Genomic DNA, 17,018 nt, shown 5'->3' with positions numbered 1-17,018 from the left:
TGATGCCACCCCCAAGGGCCGGACGGCCGCCGAGGCTGCCGCCATCGACGAGCTGGCACGCCGGGTTGCCAATGAGGTCGATCAGGAATTTCTGGCGGGTGGCCATTCGCCGCACTCGCCCGAAGCGCGCGCCGAGCGCGCCAAGCGGTTCCAGCTGCGCGCCCGCGCGCAGGGGCTGATCCATCGTGGCCGCGAAACGCTGGGGCCGGGAACGCGGGCGTTCAAGATCGTTCGCCGCGTCGTCGTCGGCACCTATACCGACGGCTTTATCCACGCGGGTAATCTGGCCTATCTGGCGCTGATCGCGCTCTTTCCTTTCTTCATCCTGCTCGCCGCGGCTTTCTCGCTGCTCGGTGGCAGCGTCGGCGGCGAAGCGGCGATCGAGGCGGTGTTTTCGACCATGCCACCGACGGTCGCCAACGCGCTGTCGGGGCCGATCCGCGAAGTGATGAGCGCGCGCACCGGCATCTTCCTGTGGCTCGGCGCGCTTGTCGCGCTGTGGACGGTGGGCAGCCTGATCGAAACCGTGCGCGACATCCTGCGCCGCGCCTATGGCACCCATTTCAGCAAGGGTTTTTTCCATTACCGACTGCTGTCGATCGGCATCATCACCGGCGCCGTCGTGCTGATGCTGCTGTCGTTCAGCATGCAGGTGCTGATTGTCGGCATCGAACAATTTGTCACCCGCGTGCTGCCCGAACAATTTCAGTCGTGGGGGGTGGTCGCGATCTCGCGCGGGGTATCGGGGCTCGGCCTGTTCCTGGCGATCTATATGCTCTTCTATTCGCTCACCCCGTCCAAGTATCGCACCCGCAATTTCCCCAAATGGCCGGGCGCGTTGTTCACCACTTTGTGGTGGATTGGCGTCACCCTCGCGCTGCCGCCGCTGCTCGCCAGCCTGCTCAGCTATGACGCAACCTACGGCAGCCTCGCGGGTGTCATGGTCGCGCTGTTCTTTTTCTATCTCGTCGGATTGGGTATGGTGATGGGCGCCGAACTCAATGCCGCGCTCGTCGAGGTTGAGGATTTGGGCCACGACGCTATTGGGCGCATCGACGATGTGATGATTGAGAAGGCCGGAGACGCAAAATGACGGGTTTAATGCAGGGCAAGCGCGGGCTGATCATGGGTCTCGCCAACGACAAGTCGCTCGCCTGGGGCATTGCCAAGGCGCTGAGCGCGCATGGCGCCGAACTGGCGATTTCCTATCAGGGCGACGTGATGCTGAAGCGGGTGAAGCCGCTGGCCGACGAGCTTGGCTGCGACCTGCTGATCGACTGCGACGTGGCGGATATGGACAATCTCGACGCCGCGTTCGCGACGCTCGCCGCGCGCTGGCCGACGATCGACTTTGTCGTCCATGCGATCGGTTATACGAATAAGGAGGCGCTGCGCGGCCATTATGCCGATGTGACGCTCGACGATTTCCTGATGACGATGAACATCAGCGTGTACAGCTTTACCGCGGCCGCCAAGCGCGCGGTCGCGATGATGCCGCCGCTCGATCCCGAAACGGGCAAGGGTGGCGGATCGCTGCTGACCCTCAGCTATTATGGTGCTGAAAAGGTGATCCCGCACTACAATGTGATGGGCGTGGCGAAATCGGCGCTCGAAACGAGCGTCAAATATCTTGCCAACGACTATGGTCCGCAGGGGGTGCGCGTGAACGCGATCTCGGCGGGGCCGATCAAGACGCTTGCGGCGTCAGGCATCGGCGATTTCCGCCTGATCCTGAAATGGAACGAGCATAACGCGCCGCTGCGCCGTAACGTCACCATCGACGATGTCGGTGGTTCGGCGCTATACCTGCTCAGCGACCTGGCGTCGGGGGTCACGGGCGAGACGCACCATGTCGACGCGGGCTACCACACCGTCGGCATGAAACAGGAAGACGCGCCGGACATCGCGTTGGTATGAGTTTCAACAGCTTCGGACGCGTTCTTCGCTTCACCACCTGGGGGGAAAGCCACGGCCCCGCGCTCGGCGCCGTCGTCGATGGCTGCCCGCCGCGGCTGTCGCTGTCCGAGGCCGACATCCAGCCCTTCCTCGACAAGCGCCGTCCGGGCCAGTCGCGCCACACGACGCAGCGACAGGAGCCCGACCAGGTTCGCATCCTGTCGGGGGTGTTCGAGGGCAAGACGACGGGCACGGCGATCAGCCTGATGATCGACAATGTCGACCAGCGATCGAAGGATTATGGCGACATCGCGCAGGCCTATCGTCCCGGTCACGCGGACTACAGCTATGACGCCAAATATGGCATCCGCGACTATCGCGGAGGCGGCCGGTCGAGCGCGCGTGAAACCGCGGCGCGGGTTGCGGCGGGCGGCGTTGCGCGGCTGGTGATCCCCGAGGTGCAAATCCACGCGTGGGTCGCCGAAATCGGCGGCGATGCGATCGATCCTGCGAATTTCGACCTCGAAGAAATCGACCGCAATCCCTTTTTCTGTCCGGACCCCGCTGCCGCGCAGCGCTGGGAAGGCCTGATGGACGCCGCGCGCAAGGCGGGCAGTTCTCTCGGCGCGGTCATCGAATGTGCGGCGAGCGGTGTTCCCGCCGGTTGGGGCGCGCCGATCTATGCCAAGCTCGACAGCGACCTCGCCGCTGCAATGATGGGGATCAATGCGGTCAAGGGCATCGAAATTGGCGCGGGCTTTCAAGCGGCGCGATTGCGCGGTGAGGAAAATGCCGACCCGATGCGCCCGGCGACTGATGGCAGCAACCGCCCCGATTTCCTGTCGAACAATGCGGGCGGTATCGCGGGCGGCATTTCGACCGGCCAGCCGGTGGTCGTGCGCGTCGCGTTCAAGCCGACCAGCTCGATCCTGACCCCGGTGCCGACGATCAACAAGGCGGGCGAGGCCGCCGACATTGTGACCAGAGGCCGCCACGACCCGTGCGTCGGCATCCGCGGCGCCCCGGTGGTCGAGGCGATGATGGCACTCGTCCTCGCCGATCACAAGCTGCTCCACCGCGCGCAGTGCGGCTGATCCGACGGTGATCGAGGTTGTTCAGGCTTTTGTCGAAGCGCATCAGGCGGTCATTTCCCTGATCATTCTGGCCGGCATTTTTGTCGGTTTCCTGCTGGAACGCCTGCCTGCGACGGTGATCGCCGTCGTTGGCGCGTGCGTCTATCTGGCGCTGGGCATCCTCGATTCCGATGCGATGTATTCGGTGTTTTCAAACTCGGCGCCGATCGTCATCGGGGCGATGTTCGTGCTGTCGGGGGCGTTGATCCGCACCGGGGTGATCCAACGCGTCGCCGACGCCATCATGAAACGGGCCGAAAAGCATCCGCGCCTTGCGATCGTCGAGGTGCTGGTGGGGGCGCTGATCGCCTCGGCGTTCCTGAACAATACGCCGGTCGTCGTGGTGCTGGTGCCGATCATGCTGAAACTGGCCGAGGTGACAGGGGTCAGCGCCAAAAAATTGCTGATGCCGCTGTCGATCGTCGCGGTGCTCGGCGGAACGCTGACCCTGATCGGCACTTCGACCAACCTCGTCGTCGACGGCATCGTGCGCGATGCGGGTATGGAGCGATTCGGCATTTTCGAGATTACCCCGATCGGCCTGGTCACCGCGGCGTCGGGGATGATCGGATTGGCCCTGATGTGGTGGCTGCTTCCGGCAGATAGTCCGATCAAGGGACCGGCCGGGACGCATGACGCGCACCAATATCTTTCCGAACTTGTGCTGGACGAAGAGGACGACCTTGTTGGCATGACGGTCGAGGCGTTTCGCGACCTGCCGCGCACGGGGCGGATCGTCGGCATTCGGCGCGCGTCGGCGGTGGTCCGTGGCGCCGAACTGGAGAACTGGATTCTGGCCCCCGGCGACCGCCTGATCGTTCGTGTCGATGGCGCGACGTTGATGACCTGGCGCGAGCAGGGACGATTTAGGCTCGGGATCGGCAGCGGCGATCCGGCCGAGGGTGACATGGTGGTCGAAACGATGGTCGCATCGAACCATCCCGCGATCGGCCAGCGGCTGATCGACATTCCCTTTCTGCAAAAGATCCGCGCCCGCATCATCGGCCTCGACCGCCCGGCGCACCAACCCGGCCCTGACCTTGCCAGCGTCCGCATCCGCCCCGCCGACCGGCTATTGGTGGCGGGCGGGCCGGACGAGGTGGAGGCGCTGCGCGACAATCCGCACCTGATCGGCGCCGATCTGGCAAAAGTCCGCGCCTTTCGCCGCGGCAAGGCTTGGATCGCGATTGTCTGTATGCTCGGCGTCGTCACGCTGGCGGCGCTCAATGTGCTGACCATCGGGGTCGCGGCGATCATCGCAATCGGGGTGATCCTGATCACCCGCTGCATCGACAGCGAAGAGGCGTGGGGGACGATCGACGGCGACGTGCTCATCCTGATCTTCGCGATGCTCGCCGTCGGCTTGGCGCTGGAAAACAGCGGCGCGGTCGCGATGATGGTCGGGTGGGTCAAACCTTCGCTCGCCGATGCGCCTGCCTGGGTGCTCGTTTTCGGAATTTATTTCTTCGCGCTGATCCTGTCCGAACTGCTCAGCAACAATGCCGTGGCGGCGTTGATGACGCCGGTGACGCTGGCCATCGCCGCCGAACTGGGAGTCGATCCGCGGCCGCTGGTGATCGCGCTGATGATCGGCGCCTCGGCCTGTTTCGCCACCCCGATCGGCTATCAGACCAATACGATCGTCTATGCCGCGGGCGATTATCGCTTCATCGATTTCGTCAAAATCGGCGTTCCGCTCAATATCATCACCGGGGTTTCGACCTGTTTGGCCATCGTCTTTTTCATGACCTGAGGCGGGAGCGCCGGTTGCGCGCATTTGGGGCGGTCGCTAGGGTCAAGGTTTGAACGGTCGCGACAAGGGGAAGATAAAGATGGCCGACACAACGATGGTGGCGCCCGTCGCGTTGAGCGAGGATGCGCGAGCCAAGCGCCTGCAATGGCGGATGCTGATCGGCTTTGTCGGCGGTCTGCTGGCCGGGCTGGCGGCGCATTATGGCGCCGCGGGGCAGCCGTGGGTGGCAGAGGTTATCTTCTATCTCGGCAAGGTCGGCGATATTTTCCTGCGCCTGTTGTTCATGCTCGTCATCCCGCTTCTGGTCTCTGCGTTGATCGTGGGGGTTGCCGAAATGGGCGAAATGCGGGCGCTGAAAACCGTCGGCCTTCGCACCCTGATTTACACCGTGATCGTTTCGTCGATCGCTGTCGCTATCAGCCTGCTGGTCGTCAATCTGCTCCAGCCGGGCGCCGGTGTTGATCCGGCCCTGGCCCGGTCGCTGATCGCCGACGGCGCCGAACGCGCCGGCAGCATCATCCAGTCAAGCCAGGAAGCCAAGGCGGGGGCCGACGCGATCGTGGCCATCGTTCCCAGCAATTTTTTCCTCGCGATGAGCGAGAATGACGTGCTGGCCGTCATGTTCTTCGCGCTGTTTTTCGGCATCGGCCTGATGATGGTACAGACACCGCAGTCACAGGCGTTGAAAGCCGCGATCGAGGGTGTGTTCGAAGTCGCGATGAAGCTGATCGGGCTGGTCATCCAGCTCGCTCCGATCGCCATTTTCTGTTTCATGTTCAATCTGGGGGCGCAGTTCGGGGTTGACCTGCTCGTCCGATTGTCGGCGTTTGTCGGGGTCGTGCTGCTTGCGCTCGGGATCCAGATGTTCATCGTTTTCCCGATATTGCTGAAAACACTCGCCAAGAAATCGCCGGTCGAATTTTTCAAGCAGACGCAAGAGGCCTTTGTCATGGCCTTCTCGACCGCATCGTCTAACGCGACGCTGCCGACCGCGCTGCGTGTCGCGCGTGACCGGCTGCACCTGCCTGACCGCGTGGCGCGCTTTGTGCTGACCATCGGCGCGACAGCCAACCAGAATGGCACCGCGATGTTCGAGGGCGTGACGGTGATTTTCCTGGCGCAGTTTTTTGGCGTCGACCTGACGCTCCAGCAGCAGATCATGGTGATGGCGGTCTGCATTTTGGGCGGCATTGGTACCGCTGGCGTTCCGGCGGGGTCGCTGCCGGTCATTGCGCTGATCCTGGCGATGGTCGGGGTGCCGCCGGCCGGTATCGGGCTGGTGCTCGGCGTCGATCGTTTTCTTGATATGTGCCGCACCACGCTCAACGTCATCGGCGATCTGGTGGCCGCCACGGTTGTGTCGGCCGGGGTAGCAGACGAACCGACGGCGGCGGATCAGGCCGCCGCCTGATCCGTCATCATTCCGGCTGACCAGCGCTGAAACGGCGCCCGCCGCTGACGCGCTCGGTTGGCGCCGGGGGCGGCGCGGACTGGACGGGCGGCGCCTGTCGCGCTGCGGGAGGCTGACGAACAGCGGGCGCAGGACGATCGCCGCGCGGCGCGCGTTCGGGCATTGCCGACGGCGCGGATCGCGGGATGCGACGGATTTCGGTGCCCGTACGCGGCGGGGCCGTGTCGCTGCGCGGCAACCACCCCGACGGACGATCGGTACGCGGGCGGTCGGTACGCGGGCGACCATCTGTACCGTCCCCCTGCGGAACCGGACGCGGACGCGCCGTACCCCAATCGGGTCGCCCGGGCCGCCCAGGGCGTTCGGGGTTGGCATTGACTGGCGGCGTAGCGGTCGCACCGTCGCCGCGGCCGCGACCCGGACGCGTGCCGCGCGGGCCGTCATTGTCGCGATCGCCGCGGTTCCAGCCGCCGGGACGCCCCGGACGACCATCGCCCGGACGCCCATCGCCATCGCCGCGATTCCAGCCGCCGGGGCGGCCCGGCTGGCCGTGGCCGCGGCTGCCATGGTGCTTCCACCACGCGCGCCGCCCGCCCCAATAGTTCAGATATTGATCGCGTAGCGGGTAGCGGTTGCGATAGCGGTCAAACATCCACGTGCCATAGCCGGGATAATAATAATCGTCGTACCAGCCGCCGCCGAACCCGATGTTGATGAAGCCGCTGCCATAATCGGACGCGTCATAGCAATCATAACCATAGCCATCGTCATAGGCGTAGCCGTCATAGTCATAATAGGCGTTGCCATAACGAGCGGCGCAATCGCCGCCGGAGGCATAGCTCGCGCCATAGACGCCGCCGCCATAGCAACCGCCGAGCAGCGTCGTCGCGATTGCTCCCAGCGCGATGGAAAGCGGGCGTTTATAATTGGTGGGCATCAAGCCAATCCTTTGTCGGGTCCGTGCGGACCGGTCATCTTGGCTAGCAAGCTGTCCGAGTCGAGTTGAATTTGCGGTGAATAGCGTTCGAAGAGTGACGCAGCGTTACTTGCATCAGTGTCAGTAGTGCGTTACGCTGGGTACCACAGCAGCACCGATGAGGATGGACCCGATGAACGCGCCGACCAAGATCAATTGGCCCGAAGCCCGGTTTGGCCCCGAAACGCAGCATTGGCTGCCGCGCAATCCCGATCAGGCGCTCGACCATATTCCCGGCGAGGATGGGTATCCCGTGATCGGCAACACCCTCGAACAGCTCAGCGACTATCGCGGTTTCACCAAGCGGATGGTGGCGAAATATGGCCGCGTCTATCGCAACAACAGCTTTGGCGGGCGCAGCGTCGCGCTGCACGGTCCCGAGGCGAACGAGCTGGTCATGTTCGACCGCGACAAGTTTTTTTCGTCCGAACAGGGCTGGGGGCCGGTGCTCAACCTGCTGTTCCCGCGCGGGTTGATGCTGATGGATTTTGAAAAGCATCGCGCCGACCGCAAGATATTGTCGGTGGCGTTCAAGCCCGAACCAATGCGTCATTATGCCGAATCGCTGAACGAGGGCATCAAGGATCGGGTTGCATCGTGGAGTGGCCAAACGTTCCAATTTTATGCGGCGATCAAGAAACTGACGCTCGACCTGGCCGCGACCAGCTTCCTCGGCATCCCCTTCGGCCCCGAGGCCGACAAGGTGAACAAGGCCTTTGTCGACATGGTGCAGGCGTCGATCGGCGTCGTCCGCGTCCCGATGCCGTTCACCGCGATGGGCCGCGGCGCCAAGGGCCGCGCCTATCTGGTCGATTATTTTGGCCGCATGGTGCCGGAGCGCCGCGAGGGGACGGGCGAGGATATTTTCAGCCAGATCTGCCGCGCTCGCGACGATAACGGCGAGTATATGAGCGCCGACGCTATCGTCGATCATATGAACTTCCTGATGATGGCGGCGCATGACACGATCACCAGCTCGATCACGTCGATGGTGTGGATGCTCGCCAAGCACCCCGAATGGCAGGACAGGTTGCGCGAAGAAATGCTCGCGGTTTCGCCGGCGGGCGAGGGTGTCGGGCACAACAGCCTGGGCGAGCTGGAAATGACCGAATGGGCTTTCAAGGAAGCGCTGCGGCTGGTGCCCCCGGTGCCGAGCTTTCCGCGCCGGGCGCTCAAGGATTTCGAATATGGCGGCTATCGCATCCCGGCCGGGACGTCGGTCGGGGTCAGCCCCGCCTATACGCATATGATGGAAGAACATTGGCCCGAGCCCGACAAGTTCGACCCGATGCGTTTCTCGCCCGAAGTTGCGCGCGAGCGGCACAAATATGCGTGGGTGCCCTTCGGCGGCGGCGCGCATATGTGCCTGGGGCTGCACTTTGCCTATATGCAGGCGAAGATCTTTTTCCATCATGTTGTCACGACGCATCGCATCGTCGTGGCGCCCGGCTATGAGCCGAAATGGCAAGTGCTGCCGATCCCGCGTCCCAAGGATGGGTTGATGGTGACGTTCGCGCCGCTCTGAGCTTGCACAGCGGCGCGCCGCACCCCATTGAAATGGGGTGAAAAGCGCTCGTCCCTATCTGATCTGGTTCGGCATCGCCGTGCTGCTCGCGCTCGGCGCGATCCGCGGCATGCAGTGGGTGCGCGACCATCCCGAGCATATGCCGACCGCGCGCTTCGAGATCGCGCATCCGCAGGGGTGGGCGACGCAGCGTAAGCTGGTGGGGCTGGTCGGTGACGATGCCGCCTGTTTTGCGGCGCTCGATCGTGCCGGCGTTGGCTACGAAAGGCGCCCTGTGGTTGGGGAGGGCACCTGCCGCGCCAGCCAGCGCATGGTGCTCACTGGCAATCGTTTCGTGCCGACGATGCGCCCGGCGAATGCCGCGCCGGGTTGCGCGGTGACCGTGACCATGGCGCTGTGGAACCGCGACGTCGTCCAGCCGCTGGCGCAGAAGCATTTCGGGCAAAAGGTCGTCGCGCTCGAAAATCTCGGCAGCTACAACTGCCGGAGCATCCGCGGCGGGCAGACGCCGAGCCAGCATTCGACCGCCAATGCGATCGATATTTCGGCGTTCGTGCTGGCCGACGGGACGCGCATCGCGCTGATTAACGACTGGGACGATGCCGACGTCCGCCGCGAATTTCTGCACGCGGTGCGCGACGGGTCGTGCGACCTGTTCACAACGGTGCTGTCACCCGATTACAACGCTGCCCATGCCGACCATTTCCATTTCGACATGGCGGTGCGGACGGCGGGGTGGTCGGTCTGTCGATAAATAGGGACAGTCCCTATTTGATCAGACGGTGAAGCTCTCGCCGCAGCCGCAAGCGCCCTTGGCGTTCGGATTCTCGAACACAAAGCCCGCCGCGAAATCATCCTCGACCCAGTCCATGACGCTACCGATGAGGTAGAGGACCGACGCACCGTCGATGTAGAAAATGCCGCCGGGGGTTTCGATCTTTTCGTCGAACTTCTGTTCGTCGGTCACATAATCGACCGAGTAAGCAAGGCCGGAACAGCCGCGGCGCGGGGTCGACAGCTTGACGCCGATCGCGCCCTCGGGTGCGGCCGCCATCAGCGCCGCGACGCGTGCTTCGGCGTTCGGGGTCAGCGTGACTGCGGCAGGGCGGGTTTTCAAAATCGTCATCTCACACTCCTTCCCCTCTCCCCTTGCGGGAGAGGGTTGTGAAGACTTGGCAGCTTGCTGCCTAGTCGAAGCTGGGTGAGGGGTTGCGGTCGAAGACCGCGCGAGCCTGCGGCTCGCATACCCCTCATCCAACTACGCCTAGTCACTTCGTGACAAGGCTTCGTATCCTTCTCCCGCAAGGGGAGAAGGGTTTTGCTCACAACATTCCCAACTCAAGCCGCGCTTCGTCGCTCATGTTCGCGGGCGACCATGGCGGATCCCAGACGAGGTTCACTTCGGCATCGCCGACCCCCGGGACCGCGCCGACGCGCAGTTCGACTTCGGCAGGCATCGACTCCGCGACCGGGCAATGCGGGGTGGTCAGCGTCATGGTGACGACCGCATGACCCTCGTCGATCTCGACATTATAGATCAAGCCAAGGTCATAGATGTTCACCGGGATTTCCGGGTCGTAAATGTCCTTCAGCGCATTGACGACCGCCTCGTACAGATCGCCGCCGACGCTGTGCGGATCGACCGCCGCGGGCTTGGCAGCGAGGAAACCCTCAAGATAGTCGCGCTTGCGTTCCAATTTCTCGGGCGCCGTCTCGACATCCGCGACGCGCGCCTTAGGCGGTGATTCGACGCTGGTGACTTCTTCCACTTTGATCATCCGGTCCTCACTCATCCGAAAATCCTCTCGACGCGCGACAGGCCATCGATCAGCGCCTCCACATCGTCTTCACTGCTGTACACGCCAAAACTAGCGCGCGCGGTTGCCGGAACCCCCAGATGCTCCATCAGCGGCTGCGCGCAATGGTGTCCGGCGCGGATCGCGACCCCGCTTTCATCCAAGATAGTGCCGATGTCGTGCGGATGCACCCCCGCCATCGAAAAGCTGACGATTCCGGCGCTGTTTTCTGGGCCGAACAAGGTGATGCTGTTCTTGCGAGCCAGCGCTTCGCGCAACGTGCCAACGAGCTTGCATTCATACGCGTGGATTGCGTCGACCCCGATCGCTTCGACATAATCGACCGCCGCCGCGAGCCCGATCGCCTCGATAATTGCGGGCGTACCGGCTTCGAAGCGCGTGGGCGCGGGGGCATAGGTAGTCTTGGCAAAGGTCACGCGGTCGATCATCGACCCGCCGCCCTGCCAAGGCGGCAGGCTATCGAGCTTGTCGCTCCATAGCGCGCCGATGCCGGTCGGACCATAAAGCTTGTGGCCCGAAAAGACATAATAGTCGCAGCCGAGCGCCGCGACATCGACGGGCAGCCGCGGCACCGCCTGACAGCCGTCGATCAGCAGCTCGGCGCCGACGCGGTGGGCGAGTTCCGCGGCGCGCGCGATGTTGAGCGGGCTGCCGAGCACGTTCGAGACATGCGCGAAGGCCACCATCCTATGGTCGGGCGTCAGCAGCTTCTCGGCGGCGTCGAGGTCGATACAGCCATCGGCAGTCAGCGGGCAGACATCGACCTGCCAGCCCGCAAGCTGCCACGGCACGATATTGCTGTGATGCTCGAGAGTGGAGAGCAGCACGCGGCCCTTCCGCGGGTGCGAATAGGCGACAAGATTGATCGCCTCAGTCGCGCCGCGGACGAATATAACCTGATCTTCTTTCGCGCCAATAAACAGCGCAATCCGCCGCCGCGCTGCCTCATAGGCGAGCGTCATATCGGCCGATCGCGCATAGACGCCGCGATGCACCGTCGCATAGTCGCGGCCCATCGCGTTGACCGTCGCGTCGATGACGGCCTGCGGTTTTTGCGCGGTGGCGGCGGTGTCGAGATAATGCCAGTTGTCGGCGAGGCCGGGAAACTGGCTCCGAATTCCGTTTGTGTCGAGCGAAGTCGAGACAGGTTGGCGCTCGGATTCACGTCCCTCGACTTCGCTCGGGACGAACGGGGAGGAGAGGGTGGTCACACCAGTTCCCCCAGCTTCGCCAGCGCCAGTTCCTGCAACCGCGCCTCATCCTCGGCGCCATCGAACACCCCGGCGACAAAGGCCTGCAACATCAGCTTCTTTGCCTCGCCCGGTGGAATGCCACGCGACTGGAGGTAATAGAGCGCCATCGCATCGAGTTCGCCAATCGCGCACCCATGCGCGCATTTCACATCGTCGGCGTAAATCTCCAGCTCGGGCTTGGCATTGGCGGTCGCGCTGCGGTTGAGCAGCATCGCCTTCACATCCTGCGCGCTGTCGGTTTGCTGCGCATCACGCGCGACCGCAACCTTGCCGAGGTAGGTGCCGGTCGCCGTCCCACCGAGCACCGATCGCACCACCTGCCGCGACGTCGCGCCGGGTTCGGCGTGAGTGACCGTGGTGACGATCTCGAGATTCTGCTCGCCGCCGCCAATCTGCGCCGCGCCAAGCATGAAGTCGGCGCCCTCATGCAGCGTAACGGCGAGTTCGATCCGTCCATAGGCGCCGCCGATGTTGAGCACATGCAGCGATGCGACCGCGCCCTTGCCGAGCACCAGCTCGATCTGCCGGATGTCGCCCGCATCCTGAACGATCGCGCGTGCAAACTTGCCGCCCGCAGGCACGATGATGCTTTCGGGCGCGGGTAACGGCCAGAGGCGCGTCAGCGCCTCAATATCGCTGTAGCGCCAAGCCTCGTCCCTGCGCGTCGGGTGCGCGGTCATGCTGTCCTCCTCTCTGCGGTCTCTGCGTCTCTGCGCGAATCAAATATAATGCGCGCAGAGACGCAGAGACCGCAGAGAGAAAGAGAAATGGCGCCTGCGGCGCGAAAGCGTGTCACGCCGCAATCTCCGCATAACCATGCGCTTCCAGCTCGCGCGCCAGCTCCGGCCCGCCGGACTTCACGATCCGCCCCGCGGCCAGCACATGCACAAAATCGGGCTGCACATAGTCGAGCAGGCGCTGGTAATGGGTGATCAGCAGCACTGCCTTGTCGGGGCGCCGCATGATCGAATTGATCCCGTCGCCGACGGTGCGCAGCGCGTCGATGTCGAGGCCGCTGTCGGTCTCGTCGAGGATCGCCAGCTTGGGATCGATGATCCCCATCTGCACCATCTCGTTGCGTTTCTTCTCGCCGCCCGAAAAGCCGACGTTCACCGGGCGCTTGAGCATGTCCATGTCCATCTTGAGCAGCGCCGCTTTCTCGCGCGCGACCTTCAGGAATTCGCCGCCCGACAGCGGTTCCTCGCCGCGCGCGCGGCGCTGCGCGTTGAGCGCTTCGCGCAGGAACTGGACGTTCGACACGCCGGGGATTTCGACCGGATATTGGAAGCCCAGAAACAGCCCGGCCGCAGCGCGCTCATGGGGTTCCATGTCGAGTAGATCGGCACCATCAAAGGTCGCCGACCCGTCGGTCACCTCATAACCCGGACGGCCGCCTAGCACATAGGACAAGGTCGACTTGCCCGCGCCGTTCGGCCCCATGATGGCATGGATTTCGCCCGCATTGATGGTCAGCGACAGGCCTTTCAGGATCGGCTTGTCGGCGACGGTGGCGTGGAGATTTTCAATTTGCAGCATCTTGCGCTTTCATCTGTTCCAGGATGCGCCGTTCGGCGGCGCTAATGATGGCATTGGCGGTTTTTTCGGCGGTCTCGCGGCTCGCAAAGGGAATTTGCTCGCCGATCCCGTCGGCCAGGACGTTGACCGCGACGCTGCGGGCACCGGCGACCGACGCAACATCGGCAAAGCTGACAGGCAATTGGCCGAATTCGACCTGATAACTGGTGGCAGCAGCGCGCAGATCGCTTTCATAGGAGGTGACGGCACTGCGCACTCCCGGCGGAAGTTGCGCAGCGATTGTTGCCACGTCCAGCAAGCGGCTGTCGTCGGTCGATCCGGCATCGCCGCACGCCGACAAAAGCGCCGCGCCCAAAATGACATGGACCAGATGAAGACGGCGAATCATGCTGCGCCCCAAGGCGCGCCCGGCGCCGCATCGCCGCCCGACGTCGGCGCGGCGCGTGAAATGGGCGGAAAGCTTGAGCCTATTCGGCGGCGAAGATTTCCGCCAGTTCCGAATTGGCGACTTCCTCGACGCTGATCACGCTGGTGTTCTGCAGATGCTGCAACCGCCGGATCAACATGGTCACGGCATGGTGCGGGACGGTGATCACCTCGTCGCGATCGCGTTCCGACTTTTTCTGCTGCCGGATGATCACGCCCTGATGCGTCGGATAGGCGGTCACCGCCTGCACGGGATGCACCACCAGATCGGCGTCCGACCAGTTGAATTCCAAACCGCGTGCCATGGCTGTGTCTCCGGACCGAATCGGACAGATTACGAGCATATGACAAAGCTGTGATGGGCCATGTCCCCGGATGCGGACTGGCGGGAATTATAGTTAATTTAGCCGGGTTCGCGGCGGCGTCGGCTCTGGATCCCATGGGCATTGTGTCAATTTGGGTCATTCTTCTCCGCATATCAGCGAGCGGCCGATCATTCAGGATCAGCTTTTCGGCGACCGTGGCGTGGAGGTTAGTTATTTGGAGCATCAGGCGCGAACCCATTTCATATCCATATTTTCAAGGTCGGTAAGGGTCGATCCGCCGTCCAGAAGGCCGTAACACTGCAAGCAATAGAGCCACTTGCCGCCTTCTGCCTGTTGCGAAACAACCGCGATCTCTGTTTCCGAAATATGGCGAACTGCGACAACAGGCTGCATTCCGACTACGTCCATATACTGGTAGCGATTGGGTTCGAAGATGACGGCGTTCCGTCCATCGCTGTCGATCCAGGTGCCGAGGAACGTGGCAGGGATCGTGCGGCTTTTTGGACTAACGACATCCTCGCCGAATGGTGAGTCAGGCGCAACGCCGTCGTAATCGCTCAGCGGGAATTGGCCGGCCGCTGGCACGAATCTTTGGACGGGTTCGGCTTCCATTTTTCGACCAAAACCTTGCTGCTTTGCCGCATCTTCGGCAGCAACTCTGGAATGAAGCTCCTTATACTCTTGCGCGGCCTGCGCCTTTTGACGCTGCTTGGTGTTGGGTATCTTCAAAAAGCGCCAGAACAGCAGCGAAAAGACGGCGCACATAGCGAGGAAGATGAGAAACTCGGTCACCCGACGCTCCCCTCAAGCGAAATCCCCAGCAATTTCTGCGCCTCGACCGCAAACTCCATCGGCAGCTGCTGCAGCACTTCCTTGGCGAAGCCATTGACGATCAGCGCCACGGATTCTTCCGCGTTCAGCCCGCGCTGCATCGCGTAGAAAAGCTGGTCGTCGCTGATCTTGCTCGTCGTCGCTTCATGCTCGACCGTCGCCGTCGGATTGCGGACCTCGATATACGGCACGGTGTGCGCGCCGCTTAGTGACCCTAAAAGCAGGCTGTCGCACTGGGTGAAGTTGCGTACACCTTCGGCGTTCGGCGCGACCCGCACGATGCCGCGATAGGTGTTGTTCGACTTGCCCGCGCTGATCCCCTTGCTGACGATGGTCGATCGCGTGCGCTTGCCATTGTGGATCATCTTGGTGCCAGTGTCGGCCTGCTGGTAATTGTTGGTGACCGCGACCGAATAAAATTCGCCGACGCTGTCGTCGCCGTTCAGCACGCAGCTCGGATATTTCCACGTCACCGCCGAGCCGGTTTCGACCTGCGTCCACGACACCTTGCTGCGCGCGCCTTGGCACAGCGCGCGCTTCGTGACGAAATTATAGATGCCGCCCAGCCCCTCGGCATTGCCGGGATACCAGTTCTGCACCGTGCTATACTTGATCTCGGCATCGTCCAGTGCGACCAGTTCGACCACCGCGGCGTGGAGCTGGTTCTCGTCGCGCATCGGCGCGGTGCAGCCTTCGAGGTAGCTGACATAGGCGCCCTTGTCGGCGATGATCAGCGTCCGCTCAAACTGCCCCGTATTCTCGGCATTGATGCGGAAATAGGTCGATAGCTCCATCGGGCAGCGCACGCCTTCGGGCACATAAACGAAGGTGCCGTCCGAAAAGACTGCGCAATTGAGCGTCGCGAAATAATTGTCGTGCATCGGCACGACCTTGCCGAGCCATTTTTTCACCAGCTCGGGATATTCGCGGATCGCTTCCGAAATCGACAGGAAGATCACGCCCGCGCGCTTCAATTCCTCGCGAAAGGTGGTCGCGACGCTGACGCTGTCGAACACGGCATCGACCGCGACCTTGCGCGCGCCCTCGACCCCCGCGAGCACCTTTTGCTCCTCGATCGGAATGCCGAGCTTTTTGTAGACCTCAAGAATCTCGGGATCGACCTCGTCGAGGCTGCCGAGCTTGGGCTTCGGCTTGGGCGCCGCGTAATAATAAGCGTCCTGATAGTCGATCGGCGGTACGTTGAGCTTTGCCCAGTCGGGCGTTTCCATCGTCAACCAATGGCGAAACGCCTTCAGCCGCCAGTCGAGCATCCATTCAGGCTCGTTCTTCTTCGCCGAAATGAAGCGGACCGTATCCTCGGTCAGCCCCTTCGGCGCAAAGTCAGTTTCGATATCGGCGGACCAGCCATGTTCGTAATCGGCGACTTTGGCGGCGGCGTCATGCGCGGCTTGGTCCTTGATCTTCACGTCATCCATATCACACACCCGCTCGTGCTGAGCTTGTCGAAGCACTGTTCTTTTCTGAATTGCCGCGAGCAAGGAAGGACGGCCCTTCGACAAGCTCAGGGCGAATGGTTTTGGGAGCAACACTCAAAGTTGAGAGGCTAATCCCCGCCAGCGCCCCGCGCACCGCGCCATTTACGACGCCCCAGTGCGGCTGCACCTTGCAGCTACCCTCCAGCGAGCAATCATGGCGCCCCTCGGCAACGCAGGAGGTGAGGGCGATCGGGCCTTCGACGGCTTCGATGATGTCGGCAACGCTGATCGCCGCTGCGGGCCGCGCCAGCCGTACGCCGCCGCCGCTGCCGCGCGACGCGACGAGCAACCCGGCGCGGGCGAGGTTGCTCACCAGCTTCTGCGCGGTCGGCCCGGGGATCCCCGTTTGCTCCGCCAGCATCCCGGCGTGAATCGGCACCGACCCGCACTGGCGGGCGGCGGCGCTCATCAGTACCACGGCGTAGTCGGCAAGGTTGGACAGGCGCATAAGCTTGCGAACGATTCTTAACTGGAGTAAATCACTCCACTTATATAGGCGAAGCCTTTGCGCGGCGCAACCAAGCGACATTTCCGGCGCGCCAAAAAAAAGGCACCCACTTGGCCGGGGCCAAATGAGTGCCGAGATGAAGGTCTCAGTCCTCGTCAGAGGATGAGCTCTTCTGGGTCGCAAGGGGGGAT

Annotated in this window: 18 protein-coding genes; 7 read left to right on the top strand and 11 right to left on the bottom strand. The window is 63.0% G+C overall.

Annotated elements, in window-relative coordinates; genetic code table 11:
* The first annotated feature begins 52 nt into the window (after window positions 1–52).
* From VGN68_RS12060 to VGN68_RS12040, 5 genes are all read left to right on the top strand, one after another.
* On the top strand, window positions 53–1,093 hold the full coding sequence (locus VGN68_RS12060; protein WP_414713043.1) for a YihY/virulence factor BrkB family protein: 1,041 nt from the start codon (window positions 53–55) through the stop codon (window positions 1,091–1,093).
* Window positions 1,090–1,917 (top strand): SDR family oxidoreductase, encoded by an 828-nt coding sequence (locus VGN68_RS12055; RefSeq protein WP_327476968.1) that lies wholly within the window; start codon window positions 1,090–1,092, stop codon window positions 1,915–1,917. The genes VGN68_RS12060 and VGN68_RS12055 overlap by 4 nt, the downstream gene beginning before the upstream one ends.
* Complete coding sequence (gene aroC, locus VGN68_RS12050) at window positions 1,914–2,990, top strand: chorismate synthase (protein ID WP_327476966.1); 1,077 nt, start codon at window positions 1,914–1,916, stop codon at window positions 2,988–2,990. The genes VGN68_RS12055 and aroC overlap by 4 nt, the downstream gene beginning before the upstream one ends.
* Window positions 2,991–3,000: 10 nt before the next feature.
* Window positions 3,001–4,782 carry an SLC13 family permease gene (locus VGN68_RS12045; protein WP_414713042.1) on the top strand — a complete coding sequence of 594 codons (1,782 nt, stop codon included), beginning with the start codon at window positions 3,001–3,003 and terminating at the stop codon, window positions 4,780–4,782.
* A gap of 79 nt (window positions 4,783–4,861) precedes the next feature.
* Complete coding sequence (locus tag VGN68_RS12040) at window positions 4,862–6,193, top strand: dicarboxylate/amino acid:cation symporter (RefSeq protein ID WP_327476962.1); 1,332 nt, start codon at window positions 4,862–4,864, stop codon at window positions 6,191–6,193.
* Between the two features lie 7 nt (window positions 6,194–6,200).
* Here the strand turns inward: VGN68_RS12040 and VGN68_RS12035 are convergent, their stop codons facing one another.
* Window positions 6,201–7,130, bottom strand: coding sequence for a hypothetical protein (locus VGN68_RS12035; protein WP_327476960.1), 930 nt, complete (start codon window positions 7,128–7,130; stop codon window positions 6,201–6,203).
* A gap of 172 nt (window positions 7,131–7,302) precedes the next feature.
* Between VGN68_RS12035 and VGN68_RS12030 the strand changes: the two genes are divergently transcribed.
* Window positions 7,303–8,694: a cytochrome P450 gene (locus VGN68_RS12030; RefSeq protein ID WP_327476958.1), complete on the top strand. Its 1,392-nt coding sequence runs from the start codon at window positions 7,303–7,305 to the stop codon at window positions 8,692–8,694.
* A gap of 37 nt (window positions 8,695–8,731) precedes the next feature.
* Window positions 8,732–9,448: an extensin family protein gene (locus tag VGN68_RS12025; RefSeq protein WP_327476956.1), complete on the top strand. Its 717-nt coding sequence runs from the start codon at window positions 8,732–8,734 to the stop codon at window positions 9,446–9,448.
* 21 nt (window positions 9,449–9,469) lie between these two features.
* On the opposite strand, the gene VGN68_RS12020 is transcribed toward VGN68_RS12025, so the two are convergent.
* The 10 genes from VGN68_RS12020 to VGN68_RS11975 form a co-directional block, all read right to left on the bottom strand.
* Window positions 9,470–9,820, bottom strand: a complete 351-nt coding sequence (locus tag VGN68_RS12020) for an iron-sulfur cluster assembly accessory protein (protein WP_327476954.1) — start codon at window positions 9,818–9,820, stop codon at window positions 9,470–9,472.
* A gap of 196 nt (window positions 9,821–10,016) precedes the next feature.
* Window positions 10,017–10,487 (bottom strand): SUF system Fe-S cluster assembly protein, encoded by a 471-nt coding sequence (locus VGN68_RS12015; protein ID WP_327476952.1) that lies wholly within the window; start codon window positions 10,485–10,487, stop codon window positions 10,017–10,019.
* Complete coding sequence (locus tag VGN68_RS12010; protein WP_327477126.1) at window positions 10,484–11,629, bottom strand: cysteine desulfurase; 1,146 nt, start codon at window positions 11,627–11,629, stop codon at window positions 10,484–10,486. Before VGN68_RS12010 ends, VGN68_RS12015 begins: the two co-directional genes overlap by 4 nt.
* Before the next feature lie 89 nt (window positions 11,630–11,718).
* Window positions 11,719–12,444 carry a SufD family Fe-S cluster assembly protein gene (locus VGN68_RS12005; protein ID WP_327476950.1) on the bottom strand — a complete coding sequence of 242 codons (726 nt, stop codon included), beginning with the start codon at window positions 12,442–12,444 and terminating at the stop codon, window positions 11,719–11,721.
* Window positions 12,445–12,556: 112 nt separating this feature from the next.
* Entirely contained in the window at window positions 12,557–13,300 is a 744-nt protein-coding gene (gene sufC / locus VGN68_RS12000) for a Fe-S cluster assembly ATPase SufC (protein WP_327476948.1), read from the bottom strand.
* The gene (locus VGN68_RS11995; protein ID WP_327476946.1) at window positions 13,287–13,688 is read right to left on the bottom strand and encodes a hypothetical protein; all 402 of its coding nucleotides are present in this window, start codon (window positions 13,686–13,688) and stop codon (window positions 13,287–13,289) included. The genes sufC and VGN68_RS11995 overlap by 14 nt, the downstream gene beginning before the upstream one ends.
* A gap of 79 nt (window positions 13,689–13,767) precedes the next feature.
* Complete coding sequence (locus VGN68_RS11990; RefSeq protein ID WP_137869327.1) at window positions 13,768–14,031, bottom strand: hypothetical protein; 264 nt, start codon at window positions 14,029–14,031, stop codon at window positions 13,768–13,770.
* Between the two features lie 243 nt (window positions 14,032–14,274).
* Window positions 14,275–14,844, bottom strand: coding sequence for a hypothetical protein (locus VGN68_RS11985; RefSeq protein ID WP_327476942.1), 570 nt, complete (start codon window positions 14,842–14,844; stop codon window positions 14,275–14,277).
* Window positions 14,841–16,319 carry a Fe-S cluster assembly protein SufB gene (gene sufB / locus VGN68_RS11980; RefSeq protein ID WP_327476940.1) on the bottom strand — a complete coding sequence of 493 codons (1,479 nt, stop codon included), beginning with the start codon at window positions 16,317–16,319 and terminating at the stop codon, window positions 14,841–14,843. The genes VGN68_RS11985 and sufB overlap by 4 nt, the downstream gene beginning before the upstream one ends.
* Before the next feature lies 1 nt (window position 16,320).
* Window positions 16,321–16,827, bottom strand: a complete 507-nt coding sequence (locus VGN68_RS11975; protein ID WP_327476938.1) for an Rrf2 family transcriptional regulator — start codon at window positions 16,825–16,827, stop codon at window positions 16,321–16,323.
* Window positions 16,828–17,018: the final 191 nt, after the last annotated feature.

It is taken from the genome of Sphingopyxis sp. (assembly GCF_035998965.1).
GTDB lineage: Bacteria > Pseudomonadota > Alphaproteobacteria > Sphingomonadales > Sphingomonadaceae > Sphingopyxis.
The sequence above is the reverse complement of the archived record's forward strand: the minus strand, read 5'-3'. Positions and strand labels throughout refer to the sequence as shown.

Bases quoted from the DNA above. Each gene is read 5' to 3' on its own strand.
- sufB (WP_327476940.1), bottom strand. From the start codon at position 16,319: ATGGATGACGTGAAGATCAAGGACCAAGCCGCGCATGACGCCGCCGCC.
- VGN68_RS11990 (WP_137869327.1), bottom strand. From the start codon at position 14,031: ATGGCACGCGGTTTGGAATTCAACTGGTCGGACGCCGATCTGGTGGTG.
- VGN68_RS11975 (WP_327476938.1), bottom strand. From the start codon at position 16,827: ATGCGCCTGTCCAACCTTGCCGACTACGCCGTGGTACTGATGAGCGCC.
- sufC (WP_327476948.1), bottom strand. From the start codon at position 13,300: ATGCTGCAAATTGAAAATCTCCACGCCACCGTCGCCGACAAGCCGATC.
- VGN68_RS12005 (WP_327476950.1), bottom strand. From the start codon at position 12,444: ATGACCGCGCACCCGACGCGCAGGGACGAGGCTTGGCGCTACAGCGAT.
- VGN68_RS11995 (WP_327476946.1), bottom strand. From the start codon at position 13,688: ATGATTCGCCGTCTTCATCTGGTCCATGTCATTTTGGGCGCGGCGCTT.
- VGN68_RS12030 (WP_327476958.1), top strand. From the start codon at position 7,303: ATGAACGCGCCGACCAAGATCAATTGGCCCGAAGCCCGGTTTGGCCCC.
- VGN68_RS12035 (WP_327476960.1), bottom strand. From the start codon at position 7,130: ATGCCCACCAATTATAAACGCCCGCTTTCCATCGCGCTGGGAGCAATC.
- VGN68_RS12015 (WP_327476952.1), bottom strand. From the start codon at position 10,487: ATGAGTGAGGACCGGATGATCAAAGTGGAAGAAGTCACCAGCGTCGAA.
- aroC (WP_327476966.1), top strand. From the start codon at position 1,914: ATGAGTTTCAACAGCTTCGGACGCGTTCTTCGCTTCACCACCTGGGGG.
- VGN68_RS12040 (WP_327476962.1), top strand. From the start codon at position 4,862: ATGGCCGACACAACGATGGTGGCGCCCGTCGCGTTGAGCGAGGATGCG.
- VGN68_RS12020 (WP_327476954.1), bottom strand. From the start codon at position 9,820: ATGACGATTTTGAAAACCCGCCCTGCCGCAGTCACGCTGACCCCGAAC.
- VGN68_RS12055 (WP_327476968.1), top strand. From the start codon at position 1,090: ATGACGGGTTTAATGCAGGGCAAGCGCGGGCTGATCATGGGTCTCGCC.